Below are 17243 nucleotides of genomic sequence, written 5' to 3' on the forward strand. Positions count from 1 at the left end.
ACGCCATCGCGACTCTGGTCCCACCTTAGTACGGGGTACCGACACACGCTTGAGAACACAGTCCGCCACGTGACTCGAGAGAACCGGCCCCGAACCCGGGGACGACGAAACCCCCGAATCTCTCGGGGATTTCTTTGGTGGCTCCGACCGGAGCCGATCCCGTGACCTTTCGATTTTCAGTGAGGCCTGGCGATCCCGCACGAGTTGGCGAGCGGGGCCTGCCCCGACGACGGTGTGCCAGCTACCGTTGGGCGCATGGCGGATTCTGAGATCCTGCACGTGGACGGCCCCGACGGCGCGCGGGAGGTCAAGCTGAGCAGCCCGGAGAAGGTGCTGTGGCCCGGCGTCGAGGGGCATGATCCCCTCACCAAGCGCGACCTGGCCCGCTACCTGATCTCGGTGGCATCGCCCTTTCTGCGGCTCAACGGCGACCGGCCCATGACTCTGCAGCGTTTCCCCGAGGGGATCGACGGCGAGGAGTTCTTCTCGAAGCGGCCGCCGCGGGGCGCGCCGTCGTACCTCAGGACGGTGACGTGCACCTACCCGTCCCACAGGCGCCACGACCAGCTCGTGTTCGACGAGGCCGCCGAGCTCGCGTGGGCGGCGCAGATGGGAACGATCACCTTCCACCCGTGGCCGGTGCGCACGGCCAATCTGGACAACCCGGACGAGCTGCGGATCGACCTCGATCCGCAGCCCGGGCGCGATTTCCGGGACGCTGTCACCGCTGCGCTCGCGCTGCGCGAGGTCATGGCCGAGGCCGGGCTCACGGCGTACGCGAAGACCTCGGGCAACCGGGGCGTCCATGTCTACGCGCGCATCCGGCCCACGCACGAGTTCCTTCATGTGCGGCACGCCGTCATCGGGATTGCACGCGAGCTGGAGCGCCGCATGCCGGACCTCGTGACCAGCTCGTGGTGGAAGGAGGAGCGCGGCGAGCGGGTCTTCGTCGACTTCAACCAGGCCAACCGCGACCGGACGATCGCCGCCGCCTATTCGCCCCGGCCCTTGCCGCACGCGCCCGTCTCGACCCCGCTGACGTGGGACGAGCTCCCCGACGCCGACCCGCGCGACCTCACCGTCCGTACGGTTCCCGTGCTCCTGGCCGCCCGTGGCTGCCCGTGGGCGGACATCGACGCCGCGCCGGGCGACATTTCGGGCGCACTCGCCCTCTGGGACGCGGACCTCGAGCGCGGGCTCGGCGAGCTCAACTTCCCGCCGGACTACCCCAAGATGCCCGGTGAGCCGCCGCGGGTGCCGCCGAGCAAGCGCAAGGCGGACCGAGCCGACGAGGACTATTCGGCGCCCAAGGCGGAGCGCGACGCCGAGTGGGGCACCGCGATCGCTCCCCCGTACGGGCCGATGCTGGCCAAGCCGGTCAAGAAGCTCCCGATCGGCGAGTACCTGTACGAGCCGAAGTGGGATGGCTTCCGCTCGATCGTGTGGCGCTCCGGCGATCGGGTGGAGATCGGTTCGCGCAATGCCCTGCCCATGACGCGGTACTTCCCGGAGCTCGTCGAGGCCATCGTCGCAAACGTCCCCGACCACTCGGTCATCGACGGCGAAATCGTCCTCGTGGACCCGGACACTGGCGACCGGCTCAACTTCGATGCCCTCCAGCAGCGCATCCACCCCGCGGCCTCCCGCATCGCGAAGCTGAGCGCCGCAACGCCAGCGAGCTTCGTGGCCTTCGACCTGCTCGCCCTGGGCCAGACCAACTACGTGGAGCGTCCGTTCCGCGAGCGGCGCGCGGCCCTTGAGGACGCACTCAAGGACGCCAAGCCCCCGGTCTACCTCACTCAGGCGACCAAGGACCCCGCCCTCGCGCTGGAGTGGTTCAGCACCTTCGAGGGCGCCGGCCTGGACGGCGTCATCGCCAAGCCCCTCGGGGAGCTCTACGCCGAGGACAAGCGGGTCATGTCCAAGCTCAAGCACGAGCGGACGGCCGACTGCGTCCTCGCCGGGTACCGGCTCTACAAGGACGAGCCCGACGCCATCGGATCCCTGCTCCTGGGCCTGTACGACGCCCGGGGCCGGCTCAACTCTGTGGGCGTGATCGGGGCGTTTCCTGTGGCCCGCCGCAAGGAGCTGTTCGAGGAGCTGCAGCCGCTCGTGACCACGTTCGACGGGCACCCCTGGGCGTGGGCGCAGCCCGTCGAGGTGCTGCCGGACAACCGCGACCAGTCGGCACCGCGCACCCCTACGGCGGCGGCGCACTCGCGCTGGAACGCAAACAAGGACCTCTCGTTCACCCCGCTGCGGCCGGAGCGCGTCATCGAGGTCAAGTACGACCACATGGAGGGCGAGCGGTTCCGCCACACCGCGCAATGGGTCCGATGGCGCGAGGACCGCTCGCCGGAGTCGTGTACCTATGACCAGCTCGAGGAACCCGTCAGCTACGACCTCTCCTCGGTCCTGAACCGGGACCGGCCCGCGTAGCCCGACCGTGGAGGGGCGGTGTCCCAAGAGAAACCGGCCCCTGACCCGGGAAACACGAAACCCCGCACCTCGTGGTGCGGGGTTTCAGCTGTGGCTCCGACCGGCGTCGATCCGGTGACCTTTCGATTTTCAGTCGAACGCTCTACCAACTGAGCTACAGAGCCCCGGTGACTCGTCACCGAAGGCGACTTGACCGGGGCCATGTCGCCGAAGCGACCCTGACGGGACTTGAACCCGCGACCTCCGCCGTGACAGGGCGGCGCGCTAACCAACTGCGCTACAGGGCCTTGGTGTGTCCGGGGTTTGCCCCCGCTCACAAGATCTAAATCCTACCAGACTCGCTGGACTGCTCAAAACCAGATCCTGTGTACCCCCAACGGGATTCGAACCCGTGCCGCCGCCGTGAAAGGGCGGTGTCCTAGGCCGCTAGACGATGGGGGCCTGAGAACCTCACGGGACTCCCCTTGCGGGGCTTCCCAGTCGAAGTGGACGCAGAAAACTATACGGTGCGCGTGCCGCCGCCCACAAATCGCGGGTGCGGCCCCGCCGTCGTCCGCTCCACATCGCACGACGGCGGGGTGCCGCCTAGAGTGTGGCCATGGGCGAGGCGTGGATGACTGAGGACGAATTCGAGGAGGCCGTCGACGCCGCCCTCGACCGTATCCCGCGCCGTCTCTCGAAGCACATGGACAACGTCGCCGTGTTCATCGAGGACCGCTACGTTCCGGGGCCCCATGACGATCCGGACACCGTGCTCCTGGGGCTCTACGAGGGCACCCCGCTCACCGAGCGCGACCAGTGGTACGCGGCGGGCTCCCTGCCCGACCGCATCACGATCTTCCGCGAGCCGATCCTCGACATGTGCTCGAGCCGCGAGGAGGTCGTGCACGAGATCCTCGTCACCGTGGTCCACGAGATCGCCCACCATTTCGGCATCGACGACGCTCGGCTCCACGATCTCGGCTGGGGATGATCACGGCCTTCCCCGGACAGGGCGGGAGCTGGCCATGGGTTCGGCGGGAGGCGGCCACGCGTTGGGCGGGAGGCGGCCACGCGTTGGGCGGGAGGCGGCCACGCGTTGGGCGACACGCCGCGACGAAACTCACATCCCACGGAATGACACTGCTGTTGTTTATGCTACGTCTGTGACTAGTGTTGCAATTGTGACACTAGCGCCGTAGCCTCGGCGGGGGACCGAGAGGCTACGAGGTGTGCGCATGGACAGGAATCTGACGTCGGCTGCGAGAACGGTCGGCGCAATCTGCGCGGCTGCTGGGCTCGCGCTGACGTTGGCTGCGGCGCCCGCGACGGCCGAACCGCCGACGATTCCGACTCCCGAGGAGATCAACGCCGCGAAGGCGAATGCGGACTCCACCGCCGCCGAAGTGAGCCACGTCGAGAACCTCATCGGCACCGCGCAGGACGCCCTCGCCCGGAGCACCGTCGCCGCAATGCGCGCGAACGACGCCTACAGCATGGCCCTCGTCACCCTCGACGGGCGCCGCACCGATGCCGCGAATGCCCGGTCCCGCGCGGACGCGGCGGCCACGGCCGACGCCGCGGCGCGCAAGCAGGTCGGCATCGTCGCGGCCGAGCTCTACCGCAGCGGCGGCCTCAACCCGAGCGTCCAGGCCTTCGTCGCGGACGACGCGGGCACGGTGCTCGACCGCGCCGCGGCGCTCGAATCGATCAACGCGCAGCGGGCAGCGGCATTCAGCTCCGCGCAGCGGGCCGCCGAGGTGTCGAAGCAGCTTCGCGAGCAGGCTGACCAGGCGGCGCAGGCCGCGGACGACGCCGCCAAGGCCGCCGAGCAGGCGAAGTCGGCGGCGGACTCCGCGAACACCTCCTACCGGCAGACCGTCGTGCAGGCCGCAGCACAGCGCACAACCCTCGTGGGCCAGCTCGCGACACTGCGGAACACGAGCGTCGAGCTCGAGCAGCAGCGCGTCACAGGCCTCGAGCAGCAGCGGCAGCAGCAGCAGTTCGCGGCGATCCTCGCGTCGGTCTCGAACGCGGCACCCGCCCAGCAGCCCGCCGCGAGCGCCCCTCTGCCCAATGCCGGATCGGGAACGTCGAGCGTCCCGCCGGTTGGCGGGCAGGCATCGTCCGCGGGGACGGCGTCGTCGTCGCCCGTCCTGCCGGCGTCGAACGGGAACCCGACGCCGATCACGACGCCTCCGCCAGCCCCGGCACCTCCCCCGGCCGCGGCCCCGGCACCGGCTCCCCCGCCTCCGCCCGCACCCGCACCAGAGCCAGCCCCGGCGCCGCCTGCACCCGCGCCGCCTGCGCCGTCGGGCTCGGGCATCCAGGGGGCGATCAACACCGCGATGTCGAAGGTCGGCCCGCCGAACTACTACCAATGGGGCGGCACGGGCCCGAGCGGCTTCGACTGCTCGGGGCTCGTCTGGTATTCGTTCAGCGCCGCGGGGATCTGGGTCCCGCGCACCGCGACGGCCCAGTACACCCAGGCACCCGTCCACGTCCCGCTCAGCCAGGCGCAGCCAGGCGACCTCGTCGTCTTCGGCAACGCGGGCTACTTCTACCACGTGGGCATCTACATCGGCGGTGGGAAGATCGTGAACGCGCTCAACCCTTCGGACGGCATCGCAGTCACGCCGATCGCATGGATGTCCGACGTGTGGCCGACGGTCGCGAGGTACTAGGCCCCCCTAGTTCAGGGGTCAGCTCCTGCGGGTGGAACACCCGCAGGAGCTGACCCCTGAACGGGAGAAGCGGGCGCGCACCCGCGGGACGTGACCCCTGAACGGGCGCGCACCCGCGCGAGGTGACCCCTGAACGGGCGCGCACCCGCGGGACGTGACCCCTGAACGGGCGCGCACCCGCGCGAGGTGACCCCTGAACGGGCGCGCACCCGCGGGAGGTGACCCCTGAACGGCTACGGGGCGAGCATCGGCCCGAACTTCGGACGATCGGCGAGCCGCTCGTCGTCGTGATCCGGGACGACCATCACCGGGCCCTTGGCGTGGTGCAAGGCACCGTCCGTCGTCGAGCCGAGGAGCATCCCGGCGAAACCTCCGTGGCCGCGCGTGCCAAGGACGAGGAGCTCGACGGCGCGGCTCGCCTCGACGAGCACGTCCACCGGAGCGCCGTCGACGAGGCTCGTCTGCACCTCGAGATCCGGGAAATGGCTCTGGAGCCACGCCGTGCCGGCCTTGAGCTGCGCCTGAATGTCCTTGAAGAGCTGATCGCGGTCCACGGGCGCAGGCACCCACGCGAGGCTCCCGCTGAACTGGGGAACGGCGCAGATGACCCGCAGCGGAACCCCGAGCAGCATGGCCTCCTCGGCCGCCACGAGGACCGCGACACGCGCCTGCTCCGAGCCGTCGACGCCGACGGCGACGACGCGCTCGATCTCCCGCGGCGCTTCCTGCGCGCGCTGCTCGCGGAGCCGCCTGTCCTCGACCTTCTCGCCGAGGCGTTCGGCGAAGCGGAGGGGCACCGTGACGGTCGTGCACTTCGCGTGGGCGGGCAGGGCGCTGCTCACTGAGCCGAGAAGGCGACCCACGAAGCCGCCACGGCCGCGGGTCCCGAAAACGAGCAGCTCGGCGGCCTCGGAGAATTGGAGCAGGACTCCAGCTGCGTCCCCGCTCTCGACCGAGGAGGTGATTTCGACGTCGTCGAAGCCCTCGACCGAGTCGAGCGCCTCTTTGAGGACGGCCCGCGCGCCATCCTGGATGACGGCGTCGTCAATTGTCGAATAGCCGCCATCGAGGCCCGAAGCCGCGAAGATCGGCACGCTGTACGCCGTCACGACATGCAGCGGGCGGTGGCGCCGCTGCGCCTCCCTCGCGGCCCAGATGAGGGCACAGCGGCCATGCTCCGAACCGTCGACGCCGACCACGATCCCGGTGGGCAGTTCCACATCATCGCCCAGCCCGTGGCCGTTCCCGCGAACGGTCTCGTCTGCCATGGCATCCTCCTCGACTCCGGTGCGAGCCCCAACGGGCCCCTCACTGACAATGGTGGTCCGTTTGCAAGGAGGGTCAAGCTTCTGCGACGGCGGGCCGCGCAGCGCCGCAGACCCGGCATCGGGGAGTCCCTCGCGGGCGGTGAAAGGGCGCATCATACCCCGTGCGAAGGGGCCTACCGATGCGCCGAGAATGCGGGTAGTGTTCCGAGGGTGCCTGTGGGGGGCTGGTGCACAGCACGTACAGACCACCCGAAGGAGCAGGGCCTTGTCCACGCCGCCGCCCCCGAGCACATCGGAGTCCACGAGCGCGGTCGTGATCGGGACGGGGCTGTCCGGACTGGCTGTGGCAGTCGAGCTGAGCCGCCGCGGCGTCGACGTCGTCACGGTGGACGGACTCGAATCGGGGTCCCCGAGCACCGCGACGACCGCGTTGCGCGTCGCCGACCTCGCCTCCGCGGAATCGGCCGAGTACCTCGAGGTCATGCGGCATCTGCGCAAGCACGCCGCGAGCCAGGGCCTCGACGTGCGTGGAAGGGTGCGCGCACAGCATCTCGCCCTCGTCGAGCAGCCCGGATCGGCGGGGCCCCTTCGCTGGGCCGTTCGGACCGAACGCGGCGTCATCCTCACGGACGCGGTCATCCTGACGCGCTGCGCGCACAACCAGCTCCGGCGCTTCCTTGCAGACCTCGGCTTCTCCCTCGGCGAGAAGCTCATGGAGGATCTCGCCGGGATCGGGCTCTACCTCATCGGAGTCACCGAGCTCTCCTCGCCCTCCGCGCGCGAGTTGCTGCGGCAGGCAAAGTCCGTCGGCAAGGCCGTGGCGCGGGCGACGATGCCCGAGCCCGGACCGTCCACCGGTCCTTTCACGGCCCCTCTTCAGCTCGCCTGACTTTGCGCCGTCGCCTCTCGTTGGTTCGCACCCCGCGGAGCTGACGGCGCAACGCGGGCGGATCGCTACTGGCTGCCCCGGTCGCGGCGCGTGAGCACGGCCCACACGACAAGCAGCGCGACGCCGAGCACCCCGAAAACCACGAACGCCCACGGAAACGGCTCGCCCGGCGCCTGTGGGGCGGCCGGCGGGGTCTCGACGGGGCCCGGGGAGGCGCTCCCGATGACGGGGCCAGGCTGCGGGGCCTGCGGGCTCGCCGTGGTGGGGCTTGCCGCTGTCTGGCTCGCCGCTGCGAACGACGACGGCGGTGCCCCCGGGAAGGCGACCGCGCCGCCCGCCGGGGCCAAGAGGGCGAGGGGTGCGGCAAGGCACGCGACGGCTAACGCGAGGGCCAGTCGTGCGCGGAACGCGGATCGGGCGAGACGGCCCAGAGATGGCGGCACAGGGCTTCCTTCCGTGGCAGTGCCGGGAGAGTCTTGGATCACATTAACCGAGGTTCCCGGCGACCCGAGACAAAGCCGGCACTACCATGGGCACGAAAATCCTGTTCGAGCCCAAGGGGATCCCATGGCGAGCACCACGGTATCGACGACCGCCGTCGACCGCTATTTCAAGATCTCGGAGCGGGGGTCGAGCGTTGCCCGCGAAATCCGCGGCGGCCTCGCGACGTTCTTCGCGATGAGCTACATCGTCGTGCTCAACCCGCTCATCCTCTCGGGCGCCGACTCGGCGGGCAACACGCTCGGCATCCCGCGCGTCGCGGCCGCGACGGCCCTCGTGGCGGGCGTTCTCACGATCATCATGGGTGTGTGGGCCAAGCACCCGTTCGCGCTCGCGACCGGGCTCGGCGTCAACGCGTTCGTCGCCGTGACCATCGCCACCCACCCCGGCGTGACGTGGCCGGACATGATGGGCCTCGTGCTCGTGGCTGGCGCGGTCATGTTCCTGCTCGTCCTCACGGGCTTCCGCACCGCCGTCTTCAACGCGGTGCCGGAGGGTCTCAAGACGGCCATCGTGGTCGGGATCGGCATCTTCATCACACTCATCGGCCTCGTCAATGCCGGCTTCGTCCGCCGCATCCCCGACGCCGCGGGCACGAGCGTGCCTCTGAGCCTCGGGATCGACGGCCGGCTCATCGGCTGGCCGTCGCTCGTCTTCGTCGTCGGACTCATTCTGACGATCGCGCTCATGGTCCGTCGCGTGCGCGGTGCGATCCTCATCGGCATCATCGGCGCGACGATCCTCGCGAACGTGGTCGAGCTCGTCTTCCACATCGGCCCGTCCTTCGTGCCGGGCCAGAAGCCCAACCCGGCCGGCTGGTCGCTCGTGGTGCCGGGGCTCGGGAGCGTGCGGCCCGTCGATCTGAGCCTCCTCGGGCAGGCCAACCCCGTCGGGGCGTTCGCCCACCTCGGCGCGCTCGCGGCCGTGCTCATGGCGTTCGTGATCCTCCTGAGCATCTTCTTCGACGCCATGGGCACGATGGTCGGGTTGGCTCGGGAAGCCGGGAACATCGACGCCCAGGGCAACATCCCGAACGTGGACCGCGTGCTCCTCGTGGACGCGTTCGGGGCGATCGCGGGCGGCGGCTCGTCCGTCTCGTCGAACCAGATCTTCGTCGAGTCCGGCGCGGGCATCGGCGAGGGAGCCCGCACGGGACTCGCGTCCATCGTCACGGGCATCATGCTCCTGCTCGCGATGTTCCTCACGCCCCTGATCAACCTCGTGCCGTTCGAGGCCGTCGCGCCCGCGCTCGTCGTCGTCGGATTCCTCATGTTCCAGCAGGTCGCGAAGATCGATTGGAAGGACGTCGGCATCGCGATCCCGGCGTTCCTCACGATCGGGCTCATGCCGTTCACGTACTCGATCGCGAACGGCCTCGGCGCCGGCTTCGTGAGCTACGTGATCGTGCGGCTGTTCCAAGGGCGGGCCAAGGAGGTCCACCCGCTCATGTGGGCGGTCGCGGCCGCGTTCCTCCTGTTCTTCGCCCTCGGCCCGGTCGAGCAGGCGCTCGGGCTGTAGTCGAGGACCAATTCGCCACAACTCGGGGCCAATTTGGCACCCAAGGCGGCGTTTCCAGCGTGAATTGTGGCGCAACGCACCCGCTAGGGCTTCGTCAGCGGGAGGTCAACCCGGATGACGTCCTGGGGTTCGGAGTTCTCGTCGGACCAGCACACCCACTGGCCGTCATACAGGTAGAGGATCCGGCGGGGGCTTTCGGCGAGCCCGATTGTCATGTCCCTGGCGTACACGACGGGGTTCCACCAGCCGGTCGGAACGTTGAGCCCCCAGCCGGCATAGCTGCGATCGCTCAGCCCGAGGAACCTGTCGCCCCCGCTCGTCTCCGTACGCAGGTACAGGTTCTTGCCGTCGAAATGCCACGCGACCTTCGAGGCGTTCGCCTCGTCCTTCTCCACGGTCACATAGTTGCCGGAGCTGCAGCCAAGCCATCCGAGGAAGTCGCCCGTGACGTTGTTGTAGACCTTGGCCGTCTCGTAGTCGTGCGTCTCCATGAGCAAGGCGAACGTGCTCCAGCCCCACCAATCGGTGGTCCAGCTGTAATCCGCCCGGTCGGCCACGTTGTTCCGGCGCGCCACGACGTCGTTCTGCATCGTGAAGAGCGGCGACGAGTTGTCGCGGCTCGTCGGGTCCGCGACCAGCAGGTCGAACCGAGGGACGAAGTCCAACGCTCTCCCCGCGCTCTCGCCCGTCTTCTGGTACGCGGACCAGACTTCATCGGCCGACTGCTGGACAGCCGCCACCACGACGTCGCGGTTCTGCGCGCTGACGAAGTCGAGGAGGCGCTTGTCGCCGTACGCCGTCCACGACGTTCCCATCTTGTTCGTCACCTTGAGGCCGTGACTCGAGTCCTCGTCGTGCATGCAGCGCGCGAGCAGGCTCCCGAGGGTTCCGCTGAACCCCGGCATGGGCGTGGTCACCTGATCGTGAAGTTCCTTGCGCGGGGCACGCACATGGCCCGCGGAGAACAGGTCCGTCAAGAAGTGGTCGGCGAAGGCGTTCATCGCATAGGCCCCCTCGAGGTCTCCGCCCGCCGCTGTATCCATCGCCGCGGCGTGGCCCGCCTCGTAGGCCTTCACGGCAAACGGCGCAAAATGGTCCCAATTCTCGGCCGCGAGCTTGAGATAACGCCCCATCGGCACGAGGTCGAATGCCTCGCTGCCACCCCCGGTTGCGCGGTTCCACCGCTTTGACAGCGAATCTCCGAGCTGGGCATACGCCATTGATGGGTCCCGGCCGTCGTTCTGGGCCGCCGCGACGGCGTCGATCTCCTCCTGCATGATCGACAGAATCCCGGGGATCTGATCCCATCCTTGGACCAGGGTCTGAAACGCCGCTGCGAAGGCGGCCCGTGGATCCGCGGAGGTGCTGATCGGACTGCCGACGACGCCGTAAAAGTCACCGCCGAGGGCGATGCATTGCCCATAAGTCAGCGTGCCGGTGCCGACGGGAAGCGGCGTGTCCGCGGCCGACTTGGCACCCCCCTCGAGTTTCAGGGTGATGTGATCGCCAATCCATGCGTGCTCTGCGCTTTCCACGAGAATCATCCCCATCCATGAGACCGGGCCCTGCCGCCGGAAGATGGCTACATCCTTCGTCCGGTTTCACGCGATGTGCAATATCTGAAATGAAACTTTTCAGCGATTGAAAATCTCCCGTGGAAAGGCAGGCAGGCAAATTCAGGGGGAGACCGGAGGCCTGACCCGCAGGCCGCGCAGGGCGGCAATCCCGAAGACCACGGCGAGCGGCAGGGCGACGACGACGGCGCTCAGCCACGCGCCCGCGCCCTGCCAACCCTGGACAGCGGCATTGAGGGCCTGGAAGCCCGTCGCCGCAGCGCCGAGCAGGAAGGCCGCGGCGGCAAGTGCCGGGACGAGGCCGCCCGGGAGCAGGGCCTCCCGAGGGAGGAACCGCCACACGACGAGCAGCACGAGGCCGAGCACCCCGAGGGCGACGCGGTATTCGACGACCTCGCCCCAGTGATGCTCGGCGGCGGCCTGGGCGCAGTCGAGGCCCGGGTACGGCGTCTGGAGGACGGCGCAGCGGGCGGCCGTGTAAGCGACGCCCGGAAGGTCCCCGGACACGAACCCCGCGCCCCACCATCGGCCGAACAGCTCGGAGATCGCCCCGCTCAGGCCGACGGCGATCGCGCCGACCGCAGCGAGTCCGACGGCGGGGCGCACGAAGGCGCTGAGCGGGAGCCGCCCGAGGGCCGAGAGCGGGGGCCGGAGGGCCCTGGCGACCGTGGACACGGGACCGAAGCGTCGCACGGCCTCGCGTTCGGCCTCCTCGGGGCTGAGGCCCTGGGCCCGCAGGCGTCCCGCACACTCGCGCAGATGGGCCTCCGTCTCGGCGAGCAGCCTCCGGAGAGAGGAGGGTTCGGCGTCGCGCGCGGTGGTGAGGAGCTCGTCGAGATACGCGTCGATGGGGCCCTCCGGCTCCCGCTGCTCCGGCGCGCCGCTCACGACGCCGCTCCGAGGACGCCGCGGACCGCCGCCGCGAAGCCGTTCCATTCCTCTGCCCGCCGCGCGAGCTCTGTCTCCCCCGCCCTCGTGAGGGTGTAGACGCGCCGACGGCCGGCGTCGTCGTCCGCCCACCGGCTTGCGACGCACCCTGTGGCCTCGAGCTTGTGGAGCGCGGGGTAGACCGAGCCCTCCTGGAGCTCGAGCCGCGCGCCGCTGCGTTCGTGGATGCGCGCGATGAGCGCGTAGCCGTGCGCCTCGCCCGCGCCCAGCGATGCGAGGAGCAGGAGATCCAGCTGTCCGTTGACTGCACTTCGTCCCATACCTAGACAATCTAGGTATGGATGGTGCTCTTGGCAAGAGCTTGAGGCGAGATCCGGCCATGCGTCCGGAGCGGGTAGCCCCTGCCTCGGGCCTTGAACAGAACTTGAGGTTTTCTTGTCGGTTGACGGGCGGTGGCCTTGAGGCCCGGGCTGGAGAGTTGTTCTTGCCAGCCGCTGGGGTCTGGCGCCAACGACTTAGTCCGGGCGGGCCCCGGCTCGAACAGAGGACACGAAAATGGGTCTCAGCCTCAACTCCACCTCCGGGAAGCTCCTGGCCTCGGCCGCCCTCGTCGGCGCCGCCGCGAGCGTCGCCGGCCTGGGCACGTACGGCGCCTTCACCTCCACCACGAGCGCCTCGACGACGGTCTCCTCCGGCACGGTCGTCGTCGGCCTCGGCGCCACGGGCACAGCCAACAACCGCCTCACAGTCTCCGCTTCCGGGATCGTCCCCGGAGACACCATCCAGCGTGCTGTGACCCTGTCCAACACGGGCAGCCAAAACCTCGCCGGGGCGACCCTCACCACGACGGCCACCACCTCCTCCAAGCTCGACACCGACGCCACCAATGGCCTCCAAATGGTCATCGACTCGTGCTCAGTGCCCTGGACCGAGGCCGGCACGGCTCCCGCCTACACCTACACCTGCTCGGGAACTACCTCGTCGGTGCTGGCCACCCACGCAGTCATCGGCTCCAACCTGAACCTCTCCAACCTCGCGTCCGACACGGCCGGCCACGCCGACAACCTCCGCGTCACGCTGACCCTCCCATCCACCGCCGACAACACCTTCCAGGGCATCACGAGCACCGTGAACTTCTCCTTCACGGGCACCCAGCGCAGCGGCACGAACCAGTAACCGCAGGACCCCCCACCCGCCCCGTCCGCCATCAGGAAAGGCCGGCCATGAGCACCACCCTCGATGCCGCGACCGCGCTCGCGGCCCCACCTGCCGTCGAGCGCGAAACGCGGGGCGGGGCGGGCCTGAAGAGGGCCGCCCGGTTCTTGGCCCGAACGGCGATCGGGCTCGTGCTGGCCGCGGCGGCGGCGGCCTTCCTGTTCCTCGCCGTCGGCCCCAGGTTCCTGGACTACCAGACGTCGACGATGCTCACCGGATCGATGGCGCCGCTCATCAACCCGGGGGACGTGGTGGTCAGCGTCAAGACCCCGACGTCGGCCCTCAAGGTCGGAGACATCATCACGTACCAGATCCCCGTACAGGACCAGCGCGTCGAGACCCACCGCATCGCAACTGTCACCCGCGAGGCGGCCGGGTCCACGATCATCACGACCAAGGGCGACGCGAACAACGGGCCGGACCCGTGGACGGCGGTCATTACGGACAACACCGTCTACACCGCCGCCGCCGTCGTCCCGCACCTGGGCGACGCGATCCGGGTCGTGCGCTCCCCTGCCGTCGGCTCGGCCCTGACCTTCGGGGCGCCGTCCCTCTTGGTCGCTATGCTGCTGGTGTCCATCTGGCGCCGTCCGGCCGCCCGGGCGGCCCGAGAGGACCGGAACCCCGGAACGCGAGCGCACGAAGGCCATTCGGGGAGGGGGAAATGACCGTGACGGCTGACGCGCTGCCCATCCTCGACCACGCTCGACTGAACGAACTCGCCGCAGAACTCGACTCCCGGTCCGATGCCCTCGACTTCGCTGCCACGTTCCTCCAGCTGCTCCCGCACCGGATCGGAGTGGTCGCCAAGTCCGTCGAGGCAGGGCAGGCGGAAGCCGCCCACGTAGCGCTCGTGAGCCTCGCAGCTTCGGCCGGCACGGTGGGTGCCCTGCAGCTTGAGCACGAGGCACGCCATGCGGATCAAGAGATCCGGGCAGGCCACCTTTCCGATGCGCGCGCCTTGATTCCCCTGCTAGGCCGCGACGCCGAGGCCGTTGCCCACGCGCTTCACAAGCTCTTGGGCCGCAGCTGAGGGCCGCGATCGGCCTCGGGGTCCCGGCGCAGCTCAGGGTGTGACGAATCCGTACCCGACGCCCCTCACGGTGCGGATGAATCGCGGATTCTTGCCGCGGTCCCCGAGTTTGCGGCGCAGATTTCCCACGTGGACCTCGACCAGATGCTCGTCGGTGGCCCATCCATCGCCCCAGACGGAACGGAGCAGCATCTCGCGGGTCCACACGCGCCGCGGCGATCCGATCATGAGGGCGAGAAGGTCGAACTCGGTTCGGGTCAGGGTCAGTTCCTGCCCGTCGAGGGTCACCAGACGGGCGTCGACGTCGACCACGAGGGAGCCGTGGACGATCGGCCGGCCGTCCGGGACCCCGGCGCCGGCCGGGATCGTGGGGTTTGCGGGACTCGCGACGTCGGCCCGAGCTCCAGGAGCCGCGTCGGGGGCGGCAGGCGAACCAGGCATCGATTGCGGCATTCCGGGGCGAGGGCGCCGGAACATCGCCTCAATCCGGGCTTGAACAGTCCGGGGGCTGAACGGCTTGCTGATGTAGTCGTCCGCACCGATCTGCAGGCCGGTCAGCTCATCGATCTCATCCGCCCGCCCGGTGATCATGACCACGTACGCGTTCGAAAACTCCCTGAGGCGACGGCACACTTCGGTTCCATCCAGGTCGGGAAGGTTCAAATCGAGGGTCACGAGGTCGGGAACGTGCGCGCGCGCAAGGCGCAGGCCGTCGGCCCCCGTGCCGGCCTCAGCCACATCGAATCCGTGCCGCTGCAGTGTCCGCACGAGGAGCATGCGCATGTCAGCGTCGTCTTCGACGACGACGGCCCGGCGATCCGGCGAACTCTCGTCCATGGTCGGCAAGTCTTTCAGACAGCACTCCGTTTTTCACGTCTACCGCACGCCGCCGACCCAGGCAGTTGAGGAAACCTTGAACTTCCGCGGCGGTTGGGCTTGAGACCACGCTGAGAGCATGGAACGACGACACGAGCGAAGCACGCCGGAAGGAGGGCGGATGGCACGTCACGCAGCCCCCTGGGCCGAGCGGCTGAACGCGACGGCCCGCGCATGCCGCGGCCCCATTCATGCGATCGCACCGGTGGTCGCCGCCGCCCTGCTCCTCATGGCCCCCGCCACCGCCCAGGCTAGCTTCGCGGCCGCGGGCGCTGCCGCACTGACGGCCTCCACCTACTCCATTCCGGCGCCGGCGAGCGTCAATGCGTCCTACGTCTGCGCGTCAAACGGCAAACTGGCCACAGTCACCGTCCTCAGCTACAGCACAGTCCCCCGGGCAACCGCCTACACGTTCACGCTCACCGCCCCTGACGGAACCAGCAGTTCGACCACGACCACCCTGACCACCGTGGTCCTCGCCCAGAGTTCCGCGAGCGCCGGCAACCGTATCTACACCCTCACTGTCCAGGCCCGGGTCGGGTCGTGGATCGGGGCCGCTCTCACCCAGACCCACGGCTGCTGACCCCGCACTGAGCCGGCCCGACGACGGCGGGTTCCCTCCCGCCGTCGTTCGAAGTCTGAGGGACTGCCCAGGGCTACAGGCGTTACTCCCCTCTCAGCGGGAGCCGCACCGTAAACGTGCTTCCGACGCCGACCTCGCTCGTGCACTCGATCGTGCCGCCGTGCTTCTCGGCAACCTCCCTCGCGAGTGCGAGGCCGAGGCCGGTTCCTGGGATTCCGGTGCCGATAACGCTCGCGCTGCGGCCGAAGCGCGTGAAGATTCGATCGAGATCTTCGGAGGCGATACCCATGCCGTGGTCCTCGACCGCGCACACTGCCCACTCGCCGTCGCGCGACGCGCGGAGCGCGATCTCCGTGCCCGAGCCAGAGTACTTGAGCGCATTGGAAACCAAGTTGTCGAGGATCCGCACGAGTCCGGTGCGGTCGCCCAGGATGGGGAGCGCGCCGTCCGTCTCCACGCTCAGCCGGATCCCCCGGCGTTTGGCTTCGGCGCTGGAGGAGCCACCGGCCTCGCGGACGAGCTCGGCCAGATCGAGCGGGAGGCGGATCTCTGTCGAGTCCCTTCCGGATGCGGCCTCGAGAATGTCGTCCACCATCTGGTTCACGTGCTGGGCGTTGCGCGATATTACCTCGAGGTCCGCGCGGGAAGTCGGGCTCAGCAGGGGGTCGTCCTGGACCATCTCGGCGTAGCCCATGATGTTCGCAATCGGTGTCCGGAACTCGTGCGACATGATCGAGAGAAACCTGTCCCTCGCCCGGACCGCGGCTACGACGTCGGTCACGTCAGAGGAGGCGACGACGGTCCCCGCGCGCTCGCCGGCCGCGTCAACGAATCCGCGGACCGTGACCGAGACGGTGCGCGCCGCCGGGCCGGCGCCGAGGCGGTACAGCTCACGCTCGACCTCCTCGCCCGCAAGGGCGCGTTCGAGGGCCCACTGCTCCGGCGGCAGAGGAGCCTCGGAGCCTTCGCGGTAGATCAGCATCTCGGATTCACGATCTGCCGTGACCCCGTCCGCCGGCATGGCCGCGGCGTACACCTCGATCTGCTTGGAGTTCGCGAACATGCCCTTGCCTTGAGCGTCGAGCACGATGACCCCGACATCGACCGTCTCAAGAACGGTGTCCAAGAGGTGTTCCCGGGTCTCGCTGCGGTCGAGGAGCTCCTCGACGCGCGACTGCTGGGTCATGCCGCTGACCGTCATCACGGAGGCCCCGATGCCGACGGCCAGCATCATGATGGGCGTCACGAGCTGACCCACGAGCAGGCGCAGATCAAGCGTGCCCGCCGCGAAAAGCGGTTCCCAGACCATGACCAGAGAGGCGACGCCGCCCAAGAGCACCATGAGTCGCGCCCGATAGCCCGAGCCCGCGACCCACAGCACAGGAAACACGGCGAGCAGCCCGAGGCCGGAGAGTGCGTCTGATGCGGAGGACCGCACCAGGCTCACGGGGATGAAGTCGAGAAACGGGATCACGAGGAACGCCCCGTACGGGAGCCTGCGCCACGGGATGACCGCGCACAGGGCGAAGAGACCGACCGCGAGCGCCTGGGCCGCGAGGAACGAGGGATCACGGAACTTCCGCGGATCGGCCACGGCCACGATGGCGCACACCAGGAGCATCGTGAGATTCAGCGGAAGCTGGCTCATGAGCACTCTGCCGGTCAGGTTCAGCTCGTGGAAGTGGAGCCTTCCCAGCAGCAGCACGTCCAGCAGCTTCTCCACGTTGTTCTCCCGCGCCCAGACAGTTTTCGGCCACACCAATTGTGTGGCAGAACGATCACCGGTCGGGCATCGC

The 17243-nt window shown here is 69.2% G+C and carries 16 protein-coding genes and 3 tRNA genes; 9 read left to right on the top strand and 10 right to left on the bottom strand.

What is annotated here, in order from left to right; all coding sequences use genetic code 11:
• Nucleotides 1-255: 255 nt before the first annotated feature.
• Nucleotides 256-2439 carry an ATP-dependent DNA ligase gene (locus RBS12_RS02835; RefSeq protein WP_307964553.1) on the top strand — a complete coding sequence of 728 codons (2184 nt, stop codon included), beginning with the start codon at nt 256-258 and terminating at the stop codon, nt 2437-2439.
• A gap of 91 nt (nt 2440-2530) precedes the next feature.
• Here RBS12_RS02835 and RBS12_RS02840 read toward each other — a convergent pair.
• The 3 genes from RBS12_RS02840 to RBS12_RS02850 all read right to left on the bottom strand — a co-directional run bounded on the left by RBS12_RS02840 (nt 2531) and on the right by RBS12_RS02850 (nt 2880).
• Nucleotides 2531-2603 (bottom strand) — tRNA-Phe (locus tag RBS12_RS02840).
• A 49-nt stretch (nt 2604-2652) separates the two neighbouring features.
• Nucleotides 2653-2726, bottom strand: a tRNA-Asp gene (locus RBS12_RS02845).
• An 81-nt stretch (nt 2727-2807) separates the two neighbouring features.
• Nucleotides 2808-2880 (bottom strand) — tRNA-Glu (locus RBS12_RS02850).
• 157 nt (nt 2881-3037) lie between these two features.
• Here RBS12_RS02850 and RBS12_RS02855 point away from each other — a divergent pair.
• Together RBS12_RS02855 and RBS12_RS02860 are read left to right on the top strand one after the other, a co-directional pair.
• The gene (locus RBS12_RS02855; RefSeq protein WP_307964554.1) at nt 3038-3412 is read left to right on the top strand and encodes a metallopeptidase family protein; all 375 of its coding nucleotides are present in this window, start codon (nt 3038-3040) and stop codon (nt 3410-3412) included.
• 244 nt (nt 3413-3656) lie between these two features.
• Entirely contained in the window at nt 3657-5102 is a 1446-nt protein-coding gene (locus tag RBS12_RS02860) for a C40 family peptidase (RefSeq protein WP_307964555.1), read from the top strand.
• Between the two features lie 233 nt (nt 5103-5335).
• Here RBS12_RS02860 and RBS12_RS02865 read toward each other — a convergent pair whose 3' ends face one another.
• Nucleotides 5336-6370, bottom strand: a complete 1035-nt coding sequence (locus RBS12_RS02865) for a universal stress protein (protein ID WP_307964556.1) — start codon at nt 6368-6370, stop codon at nt 5336-5338.
• Nucleotides 6371-6635: 265 nt separating this feature from the next.
• Between RBS12_RS02865 and RBS12_RS02870 the strand changes: the two genes are divergently transcribed.
• Entirely contained in the window at nt 6636-7259 is a 624-nt protein-coding gene (locus tag RBS12_RS02870; RefSeq protein ID WP_307964557.1) for an FAD-binding protein, read from the top strand.
• Nucleotides 7260-7324: 65 nt separating this feature from the next.
• On the opposite strand, the gene RBS12_RS02875 is transcribed toward RBS12_RS02870, so the two are convergent.
• Nucleotides 7325-7702 carry a hypothetical protein gene (locus RBS12_RS02875; protein ID WP_307964558.1) on the bottom strand — a complete coding sequence of 126 codons (378 nt, stop codon included), beginning with the start codon at nt 7700-7702 and terminating at the stop codon, nt 7325-7327.
• A gap of 124 nt (nt 7703-7826) precedes the next feature.
• On the opposite strand from RBS12_RS02875, the gene RBS12_RS02880 reads away from it, so the two are divergent.
• Complete coding sequence (locus RBS12_RS02880) at nt 7827-9278, top strand: NCS2 family permease (protein WP_307964559.1); 1452 nt, start codon at nt 7827-7829, stop codon at nt 9276-9278.
• 83 nt (nt 9279-9361) lie between these two features.
• Here RBS12_RS02880 and RBS12_RS02885 read toward each other — a convergent pair whose 3' ends face one another.
• The 3 genes from RBS12_RS02885 to RBS12_RS02895 all read right to left on the bottom strand — a co-directional run bounded on the left by RBS12_RS02885 (nt 9362) and on the right by RBS12_RS02895 (nt 12060).
• Entirely contained in the window at nt 9362-10822 is a 1461-nt protein-coding gene (locus RBS12_RS02885) for a hypothetical protein (RefSeq protein WP_307964560.1), read from the bottom strand.
• Between the two features lie 132 nt (nt 10823-10954).
• Nucleotides 10955-11740 (bottom strand): permease prefix domain 1-containing protein, encoded by a 786-nt coding sequence (locus tag RBS12_RS02890; RefSeq protein WP_307964561.1) that lies wholly within the window; start codon nt 11738-11740, stop codon nt 10955-10957.
• Nucleotides 11737-12060: a helix-turn-helix transcriptional regulator gene (locus RBS12_RS02895; RefSeq protein WP_307964562.1), complete on the bottom strand. Its 324-nt coding sequence runs from the start codon at nt 12058-12060 to the stop codon at nt 11737-11739. Before RBS12_RS02895 ends, RBS12_RS02890 begins: the two co-directional genes overlap by 4 nt.
• A 235-nt stretch (nt 12061-12295) precedes the next feature.
• Here RBS12_RS02895 and RBS12_RS02900 point away from each other — a divergent pair, with 235 nt between their 5' ends.
• From RBS12_RS02900 to RBS12_RS02910, 3 genes are read left to right on the top strand one after another with little or no spacing between them, the layout of a single operon-like run.
• A complete protein-coding gene (locus RBS12_RS02900) occupies nt 12296-12916 on the top strand; it encodes a TasA family protein (protein ID WP_307964563.1) in 621 nt (206 codons plus the stop codon).
• A 47-nt stretch (nt 12917-12963) separates the two neighbouring features.
• The gene (locus RBS12_RS02905; protein ID WP_307964564.1) at nt 12964-13623 is read left to right on the top strand and encodes a signal peptidase I; all 660 of its coding nucleotides are present in this window, start codon (nt 12964-12966) and stop codon (nt 13621-13623) included.
• Nucleotides 13620-13988 (top strand): hypothetical protein, encoded by a 369-nt coding sequence (locus RBS12_RS02910; RefSeq protein WP_307964565.1) that lies wholly within the window; start codon nt 13620-13622, stop codon nt 13986-13988. Before RBS12_RS02905 ends, RBS12_RS02910 begins: the two co-directional genes overlap by 4 nt.
• Nucleotides 13989-14021: 33 nt before the next feature.
• Here RBS12_RS02910 and RBS12_RS02915 read toward each other — a convergent pair whose 3' ends face one another.
• Nucleotides 14022-14825 (bottom strand): response regulator transcription factor, encoded by an 804-nt coding sequence (locus RBS12_RS02915; RefSeq protein ID WP_307964566.1) that lies wholly within the window; start codon nt 14823-14825, stop codon nt 14022-14024.
• 160 nt (nt 14826-14985) lie between these two features.
• Here RBS12_RS02915 and RBS12_RS02920 point away from each other — a divergent pair, with 160 nt between their 5' ends.
• Nucleotides 14986-15447 carry a hypothetical protein gene (locus RBS12_RS02920; protein WP_307964567.1) on the top strand — a complete coding sequence of 154 codons (462 nt, stop codon included), beginning with the start codon at nt 14986-14988 and terminating at the stop codon, nt 15445-15447.
• Between the two features lie 82 nt (nt 15448-15529).
• Here the strand turns inward: RBS12_RS02920 and RBS12_RS02925 are convergent, their stop codons facing one another.
• The gene (locus RBS12_RS02925) at nt 15530-17170 is read right to left on the bottom strand and encodes an ATP-binding protein (protein WP_307964568.1); all 1641 of its coding nucleotides are present in this window, start codon (nt 17168-17170) and stop codon (nt 15530-15532) included.
• Nucleotides 17171-17243 lie beyond the last annotated feature (73 nt).

This window comes from Sinomonas sp. ASV322 (assembly GCF_030908245.1).
GTDB lineage: Bacteria > Actinomycetota > Actinomycetes > Actinomycetales > Micrococcaceae > Sinomonas.